Origin of the sequence: Roseicyclus amphidinii, from assembly GCF_030163755.1 — a bacterium.
GTDB lineage: Bacteria > Pseudomonadota > Alphaproteobacteria > Rhodobacterales > Rhodobacteraceae > Roseicyclus > Roseicyclus amphidinii.
The window spans coordinates 19,170-27,329 of sequence record NZ_JASJOE010000047.1 but is presented as its reverse complement, the minus strand read 5'-3'; the positions used below and the strand labels follow the sequence as shown (position 1 = coordinate 27,329).

General features: G+C 69.0%; 8 protein-coding genes. 2 read left to right on the top strand and 6 right to left on the bottom strand.

Going from position 1 to position 8,160, the window contains the following annotated elements; genetic code table 11:
• A partial coding sequence (locus tag QQK83_RS14465; protein ID WP_284265389.1) for a tetratricopeptide repeat protein occupies positions 1 to 949 on the top strand: 949 nt, incomplete at its 5' end.
• A gap of 40 nt (positions 950 to 989) precedes the next feature.
• Here the strand turns inward: QQK83_RS14465 and QQK83_RS14460 are convergent.
• From QQK83_RS14460 to QQK83_RS14445, 4 genes are all read right to left on the bottom strand, one after another.
• A complete protein-coding gene (locus QQK83_RS14460) occupies positions 990 to 1,562 on the bottom strand; it encodes a peroxidase-related enzyme (protein ID WP_284265387.1) in 573 nt (190 codons plus the stop codon).
• 117 nt (positions 1,563 to 1,679) lie between these two features.
• Positions 1,680 to 3,383: an ABC transporter ATP-binding protein gene (locus QQK83_RS14455; RefSeq protein ID WP_284265383.1), complete on the bottom strand. Its 1,704-nt coding sequence runs from the start codon at positions 3,381 to 3,383 to the stop codon at positions 1,680 to 1,682.
• Positions 3,383 to 4,339, bottom strand: a complete 957-nt coding sequence (locus tag QQK83_RS14450) for an ABC transporter permease (protein WP_284265381.1) — start codon at positions 4,337 to 4,339, stop codon at positions 3,383 to 3,385. The genes QQK83_RS14455 and QQK83_RS14450 overlap by 1 nt, the downstream gene beginning before the upstream one ends.
• A 4-nt stretch (positions 4,340 to 4,343) precedes the next feature.
• A complete protein-coding gene (locus QQK83_RS14445) occupies positions 4,344 to 5,306 on the bottom strand; it encodes an ABC transporter permease (protein ID WP_284265379.1) in 963 nt (320 codons plus the stop codon).
• A 212-nt stretch (positions 5,307 to 5,518) separates the two neighbouring features.
• On the opposite strand from QQK83_RS14445, the gene QQK83_RS14440 reads away from it, so the two are divergent.
• Positions 5,519 to 6,451 (top strand): L-lactate dehydrogenase, encoded by a 933-nt coding sequence (locus QQK83_RS14440; RefSeq protein ID WP_284265377.1) that lies wholly within the window; start codon positions 5,519 to 5,521, stop codon positions 6,449 to 6,451.
• On the opposite strand, the gene QQK83_RS14435 is transcribed toward QQK83_RS14440, so the two are convergent.
• Positions 6,446 to 7,330 (bottom strand): NAD(P)-dependent oxidoreductase, encoded by an 885-nt coding sequence (locus tag QQK83_RS14435; protein WP_284265375.1) that lies wholly within the window; start codon positions 7,328 to 7,330, stop codon positions 6,446 to 6,448. The two genes, QQK83_RS14440 and QQK83_RS14435, sit on opposite strands and share 6 nt — an antisense overlap.
• Complete coding sequence (locus QQK83_RS14430) at positions 7,327 to 8,064, bottom strand: SDR family oxidoreductase (protein WP_284265372.1); 738 nt, start codon at positions 8,062 to 8,064, stop codon at positions 7,327 to 7,329. The genes QQK83_RS14435 and QQK83_RS14430 overlap by 4 nt, the downstream gene beginning before the upstream one ends.
• Between the last annotated feature and the right edge of the window lie 96 nt (positions 8,065 to 8,160).

The following is an 8,160-nucleotide window of genomic DNA, read 5'->3' as shown; positions in this document are numbered from 1 at the left end:
CCCTTCGGCCGCCGTCCCCGTCAGCGAGGCCGCGCAGCGCGCCGTCTTCGACCGTCTGCGGGCGGCGCTGCCGCTCTGCGAAGAGGCGGCGACGCTGGCACCCGAGGCGGGCGGGCCGCTCTTTCACCTCGCCACGGTCGAACAGGCCCGCGGCGCGCATCGTGACGCGGTCGCGCTCTACGAGCGGTCCGCCGAGGCCGGTGTCGGGGCCGCGCATACGCGGCTTGGCGATTACTACAACTTCGGCATCGGCCCGATCCGCGCCGACATCGACCGCGCGGTGGGGGCCTATCGCGCCGCGGTCGCGGCGGGCGACCCCGCCGGCATGGCGACGCTGGCCTTCATGCATCGCCTTGGCCGCGGCGTGCCGCGCGATGCCGCGGAAATGCTGCGCCTGTTCGAGGCCGCAGCCGACGAGGGCTACCATTTCGCGCAGGCCAATCTCGCGCAGATCTACCTGACGGGCGAGGGCGTTCCGGGCAATGCCGATCCGGCGCTCGGCGTCCCCGATCCGCGCGCTGCCGTCCCGCTCTTCGCCGCCGCCGCGCGCGGCGGGAACCTCGATGCCGCGCTGGCGCTTGCCCGGCTCTATTCGGAAGGGGCCGAGGGCGTTCCACCCAATCCCGCCTCTCGCCTGCGCTGGACGCGGGTCGCTGCCGAGGCCGGTCTGCCCTCCGCCATCGCGGCGCTGGCCTACCTGACCGAGCAGGGCATCGGCCGCCCCGCCGATCCCGTGGCCGCGGCGCAGGGCTATATCGCGGCGCTCGAAACCGGCGAGGTCTCTCTCGAAGCCCTGCGCGCCGCGGGCGGCCCACGGCCGCCGTTCTGGGATCGGCAGACCGCCATCGAGTTCCAGCTGATCCTGCGCGAGCGCGGGCTTTACCGCGGGCCAATCGACGGGCTGGTAGGACCCGGCACCCTGGGCGGCGCGCGGGCCGTGGCGGATTAAACCATCACATGAACTACGGTGCTGAGCGTATTGAAAACGCTCAGCGATCCATCGCGTGATACTCGGCGTTCGGCATCATGTCGGACGCGATGGCGAAGCGGTTGGACATGTTGAAGAACCCGATCACGTCGGCCAGGTCGAAGATCTCGCCCTCGCTCAACCCCGCCTCCCGCAACGCGGCGCGGTCGGGCTCGTCCACCTCCCACGGCGCGGTCGTCAGCTTCCACGCGAAATCCAGCATCGCGCGCTGGCGCGGCTCCAGGGGCGCCACGCGGTAGTTCATCACCAGCATCTCGCCCAGCTGCGGATCACCCGAGAGCGCCCGCACCGCCTGACCATGAGCCACGAGGCAGTAGAAACACCGGTTGGCCGAGGAGACGACGACGGCAACCATCTCGCGTTCCAGCTTGGACAGGCCCGAGGGCGCCAGCATCAGCGTGTTGTAATATTGCGCGAAGGCGCGCAGCTTGTCCTGGTTCCTTGAGAAGGTGCGCAGCACGTTGGGCACCATCCCGAGCTTTTCCCTGCAGATCTCGAAATAGCGGCGCATGTCCTCGTCGAGGTCGGCGGGATCGGGCAGCTCGTAGATCGAGACGTGATCGGGTTGCGGCATGGTGGTGTCCTCACGGTCGAACGGGCGTCCTGCCCTTCATCTTCCCACAAATACGGGGGGGAGCGCGAGGGGGGAACCCCCTCGCACGGGTCGGCGCCGAAGGCGGCGAAACCCCTGTCAGGCCACCGCGAGCCCTTCGTCCGACAGCCCGTCGAGCCGGGGCATCAGTGACAGGAGCTCCCGCGTGTAGCCATGCTGCGGCGCCTCGAACAGCGCCTCGGTCTCGGCGACCTCGACCAGCTTGCCGTCCTTCATCACCCCCACCCGGTCGCACATCTGGCGCACCACCGGCAGGTCATGGCTGATGAACAGCATGGTCAGGTTCAGATGCTCCTGCAGGTCCTTGAGAATGTTCAGGATCTGCGCCTGGATCGACACGTCGAGCGCGCTGGTCGGCTCGTCGCAGATCAGGAAGCGCGGCTGCGTCGCCAACGCGCGGGCGATGGAGATTCGCTGCCGCTGGCCGCCCGAGAACTCGTGCGGGTATTTCAGCCCGGCATCGGCCCCGAGGCCCACGCGGTCCAGCAGCTCCGCCACCCGGTCGCGCAGCGCCAGGCCCTGCAGGATGCCGTGGTGGCGCGCGGGTTCTGCCACGATCTCGTCCACCCGCATCCGCGGGTTGAGCGAGGAATAGGGGTCCTGGAAGATCATCTGGATCTCGCGCCGGTACCAGTCGGGCACCCCGCGCGCCGTCGCCGTCACGTCCCGCCCCTCGAAGCGCACCGCGCCGGCGTCGACCGGGTAAAGCCCCGCGATCATCCGCGCGATGGTCGACTTGCCCGAGCCGCTTTCGCCGACAAGGCCAAAGACCTCGCCCTGCCGGATCTCGAACCGCGCCCCGTCCACGGCGGTGAAATATTCCCGGTTGGAGGGCAGGAGCGCGCGTTTCGAGATGAAGCGCTTGGTGATCCCGTCCGCCTCGACCAGCGGCGTGCCGCGTTCCGCCGTGCTCTGCGGCCAGTTGCGGGCAAGATCCTCGATCTTGAACTCGGTTACGCGGCCGCCGTAGCCGATCAGGGGGAAGCGGTGCAGCTTGACCGTGGGCCGCGGCACGGCGGCGATGAGCGACCGGGTGTAGGGGTGTTCGGGCTGGCCCAGAACGCGGGCGGTCGGGCCGCTTTCCACCACCTCGCCCCGATACATCACCGTCACCACGTCGGTGGTGTCCGCGATGACGCCCATGTCATGCGTGATCAGGATCACCCCCACCTCGCGCTCGCGCGCCAGCCCCTTGATCAGGTCGAGGATCTGCGCCTGGATCGACACGTCGAGCGCGGTGGTCGGCTCGTCCGCGATGATCACGTCGGGTTCGGAACACAGCGCCAGCGCGATCACCACGCGCTGCCGCATGCCGCCCGAGAACTGGTGCGGATACTGGTTCGCCCGCGCCTTCGCGTTGGGAATGCCGACCCGGTCGATCAGGTCGATGGCGCGCGCCCCGGCCTCGGCATCGCTCAGGCCCAGGTGCTCCTGGATCGTTTCGACAAGCTGCTGCTTGACGGTGAAAAGCGGGTTGAGGCTGGTCAGCGGGTCCTGGAAGATCATGCTGATCTTCTTGCCGCGCAGCGCCGCCATGGCGGCCGCATCCAGCCCCGAGATCTCCTCGCCCCGGAAGCGGATGACGCCGCCCGTGATCCGCCCCGGCGGGTCCAGAAGGCCCATGACGGCGGCTCCGATGGTCGACTTGCCGGCACCCGACTCGCCCACAAGCCCGTGGATCTGCCCCGGCTCCACCGTCAGATGCGCGTCCTTCACCGCGGTGAAGGTCTGTCGCCGCGTCGGGAACTGGACGGTGAGGTTCTCGATCTCCAGCAAAGCCATCAGCGCAGCCTCGGGTTCAGCGCATCGCGCAGCCAGTCGCCCAGCAGGTTCACCGCCAGCGCCAGCACCAGCAGCGTGCAGGCCGGGAAGAACAGGATCCACCACTCGCCCGAGAAGAGGAACCCTTGCCCGATGCGGATCAACGTGCCGAGCGAGGGCTCGGTCGGCGGCGCGCCCACGCCGAGAAAGGACAGCGTTGCCTCGGCGATGATGGCGAGCGCCAGCGAGATCGTGGCGATGACCAGCACCGGCGACAGCACGTTGGGCAGGATGTGGCGCAGCATGATCGCCGCGGGCGAGCGCCCGATCAAGCGCGCGGCCTGCACGTATTCCTTGGATTTCTCGACCATGGTCGCGCCCCGCACCACGCGGGCGAACTGCACCCAGTCCGACAGGCCGATGGCGACGATCAGCACCCAGATCGCCACGTCATTGCGGTATTCGGGCGGCGTGATCCCCTTGGCCACGCCGAAGATCAGCATGGCCACCAGGATCGCGGGAAAGGTCAGCTGCACATCGGCGACGCGCATGATGATGGTCTCCACCAACCCACCGACATAGCCCGCGATCAGCCCCAGGGTGATCCCCAGCACCATGGCGAAGCCCACCGCGGCGAAGCCCACGAAGAGCGAGATCCTGAGGCCATACAGGATGGTCGAGAACACGTCCCGCCCCTGGTCATCGGTGCCCAGAAGGAAGCTTTCGCCGGTGAACATGTTGGCCTCGCCGGGGGGCGTGAAGCCGTTCATCAGGTTCAGCGTGGCCGGGTTGAACGGGTCATGCGGCGCGATCAGCGGCGCGAAGACCGCCGACAGCACGAGGATCAGCGTCACCGCCGCCGACAGCATCGCCACCGGCGAGCGGCGGAAGGAATGCGCAAGGTCGCTGTCCCATGCCATCGCAAGGCGGGACCGGGCGCGGGCGCGTTCGACGCTCTGTTCAGGAAGGTCGGTCATGGCGTCAGCTCCTCAACCGCGGGTCTATCGCCACGTAAAGCAGGTCGACGATCAGGTTGATGCCCACGAACATCACCGAGATCAGCATCAGGTAGGCCGCCATCACCGGGATATCGACGAACTGGATCGCGTTGATGAACAGCAGGCCGACACCCGGCCACTGGAACACCGTTTCGGTGATGATCGCAAAGGCGATGATCGACCCAAGCTGCAGGCCCGTCACCGTGATCACCGGCACCAGCGTATTCTTCAGCGCGTGGCGGAAGTTGATCGCCTTGGTCCTGAGGCCGCGGGCGCGGGCGAAGCGGATGTAATCCTGTCGCAGCACCTCGAGCATCTCGGATCGGACCAGCCGCATGATCAGCGTCATCTGGTAAAGCCCCAGCGTGATCGACGGCAGGATCAGCGCCACCAGCCCCGATTGCGTCAGGAAGCCGGTGGTCCACCACCCGAGGTCCACCACCTCGCCGCGCCCGAAACTGGGCAGCCAACTGAGCTCCACGGCGAACAGGTAGATCAGCAGGATGCCGATCAGAAAGGTCGGCAGCGACACCCCGATCAGGCTGAGCGTCATGATTGTGTTGGCCGCCCAGCCGTCGCGGCGGATCGCCGTGAAGACGCCCAGCACGATCCCGAAGACCAGCGCGAACATCCCCGAGACCGCGGCCAGTTCCAGCGTGGCGGGCAGGCGCTCGGCGATGATCTCGACCACCGGTCGGCCCTGGCGGTAGGAAATGCCCAGGTCGCCCTGCACGGCGCGCTGCAGGAAATTCCAGTATTGCACGAAGAACGGGTCGTTCAGCCCGAGGTTCTCGCGCAGCCGTTCGATATCCTCGACGGTGCGTTCCTGTCCGAGCATCGTGTCGACCGGGTCGCCCACGTAGCGGAACATGGCGAAGGCCACGAGCCCCACCACCAGTAGCACGAGCGCCGATTGGAGGATGCGGCGGATGATGTAGCTGAGCATATGCCTTGCGCCCCTTTCGCGGGGGTCAGGTCTGCATGGCCCCCGGTGGCGCGTCAAGCCTTCCCCTCGGGCAGGACCAAGCGCCAAGGGGGCAGGACAGCGCGCCTGGGCGCTCTGCTTGCGGATCCTCCCGGGTCGACGTGGCGTCAAGGGGCTGGTCCGGCATCGCTGCCTGTGGTGGGATGAGCCTGTTGCAACCGGGGGATGTGCCCATGAAGGTCGGGATCGTCGGCGCAGGCATGGTCGGATCGGCGGCGGGCTTTGCCCTGACGCTCAAGGGCATCGCCACCGAGGTTGTCCTGATCGACCTGAACGCCGCCCGCGCGCGGGCCGAGGCCGAGGATATCGCCCATGCCGTCCCCTTCGGCGCGCCCGCGGTGGTGCGGGCGGGCGATTGCGCCGATCTGGGCGGCGCGGGCGTCGTCATCCTCGCCTGCGGGGTGTCGCAGAAACCCGGCGAGACGCGGCTCGCGCTTCTGGAGCGCAACGCCGAGGTCTTCCGCGCGGTGGTGGGCGAGGTGATGGCCCATGCCTCTGATGCGATCCTGCTGGTCGCCTCGAACCCTGTCGACATCATGGGGCAGGTGACGCAATCGCTGTCGGGTCTGCCGCCGGGCCGCGTGATCGGGTCGGGCACGATCCTCGACACGGCGCGGTTTCGCTGGCTTCTGGGGCGGCACCTCGGCATCTCGCCGGGCTCGGTCCATGCCTATGTGCTGGGCGAGCATGGCGACAGCGAGGTGCTGGCCTGGTCCAACGCGCGCGCAGGTTCGGTGCCGCTGGGCAGTTTCGCGGCACAGATCGGTGCGCCCCTGACCGAGGATGTCCGCGCGCGGATCGACACGGGCGTGCGCCGCGCGGCCTATACGATCATCGCGGGCAAGGGCGCGACATGGTATGGCATCGGCGGCGGGCTGGCCCGCATCGTGGAGGCGATCAAGGGCGATGAACAGGCGGTGTTGTCGGTCTCGACCGTCGAGCCGGATGTGGCGGGGCTGGGCCCCGTGGCGCTGTCGCTGCCGCGGCTGGTGGGGCGCGCTGGGGTGACGGCGACGCTCTGGCCCGAGCTGGACGAGGCCGAGGCCGAGGGGCTGCGTGCCTCGGCGGCGATCCTGCGCGGGCAGGTGGAAAAGCTGGGGCTATGAGCCGTCGAAGAGTTCGTCGCGGATCTCGGGGCTGAGCAGCTCGCTGATGCGACGCGCGCCATGCCCCTGCGCTTCGGCCCGCTGGAACAGGTCATGCACCGCGCGCGACATCTCCGTGCCGTGGCCGGAGGTGTCGAGGTAATCGGCGATATAGCGCATGTCCTTGGCCGCATTGCCGACGGAAAAGACATAGCCCGAGAAATCGCCGTCCCGCGCCTTGCCGATGATCCGGTTCAGCACCCCGGAATTGGCCGAGCCGCATTGCACCACGTCATGCAGCTGGCCCCAGTCGATGCCTTCGTCGGCAGCGGCGCGGAACGCCTCGGTCACCAGCGCGGCGATGCCCATCACCATGTAGTTGTTGATGAATTTCGCCTTGGCCCCGGCGCCCACCGGCCCGAAATGCTCGACCCTTTCGCAGAAGGCGGCCAGCACCGGCGCGGCGCGGGCAAAGCCCTCGGGCGTGGCGCCAACCAGCGCGCCGAGGACGCCATCGGCCGCCTGCTGCGCGCCGCCCGTGAGCGGGGCTTCGGCGAAGGCCACCCCAAGCGCCGCCAGCCTCTCGGCCAGCGCCAGCGTGGAGGCCAGCGCCGAGGTGCCGGTGTCGATCACCATCTGGCCGGGGCGCAGCGCGGGGGCCATCTGGTCCATGACGCTTTCGACCACGGTGGAATTCGGCAGGCACAGCACCACCACGTCGGACGCCGCGGCCACCGCCGCCGCGTCGGCATGTTCCGTCGCGCCATCGGCCACCAGCGCCTCGATAACGGACCGGTCGCGGTGCGCCAGGGTCTGCAACCCGCCGGTCTTGGCCAGCAGGTTCCGCCCCATGCCCGCGCCCATCGCGCCCAGCCCGATCAGCCCGACGCGGCCCGTCATATCGTCCAGCCGCCGTCCACGACGAAGAACTGCCCCGTCGCGGCTTTCGACTCGTCCGAGGCGAGGTAGACCACCATCGGCGCGATATCCTCGGGGTGGGTCATCTCGCGCAGGGGCTGGCGGTCGAGCATCGCCTCGTAGGCGGCGTCATAGTCGCCGCGTGCGGCCATGCGCGCCTGCAGCGACGGCGTCAGAACCGTGCCCGGACAGATCGCGTTGCAGCGGATGCGGTCGCGGATGTAGTCGGTGGCGATCGCCTTGGTCAGGCCCATCACCGCCCCCTTGGTCGCGCCATAGGCGCAGCGGCTGGCCGCCCCCGTGATCGCCGAGACGACCGAGGCCATGTTGATGATCGACCCGCCGCCGTTCTCGATCATCCGGGGCAGGAAGGCCTCGGTCATCCGGGCCATGCCGCGGATGTTGATGGCGAAGGAGCGGTCCCAATCCGCGTCCGAGGCCTCGAGCAGCGTGCCGTCATGCACCCAGCCCGCGCAGTTGAACAGCACGTCCGGCGTGGGGCTTGCGGCGGCGAAGGCGCGGATGCCCGCCGCATCGGTCACGTCCAGCAGAGCGGTGCGGATGTTCTCATGCTCGGCGGCAAGGCTCTCCAGCGCGCCCGCGTCCACGTCGGTGGCATGGACCGTTGCCCCCTCGCGCGCCATGGCCAGCGCCGAGGCCCGCCCGATCCCCGCGCCCGCCGCCGTCAGGATGACGGTCTTTCCCTGAAGTCTCATGCGTCCCTCCCTTGCCGCGCCGCCCGACGCTACAACAGCGCGGGGCGGGGGCAAGGGGCTTCGCCACGTTCCGCCTTGTGCCGGGAGGGTGGAGCG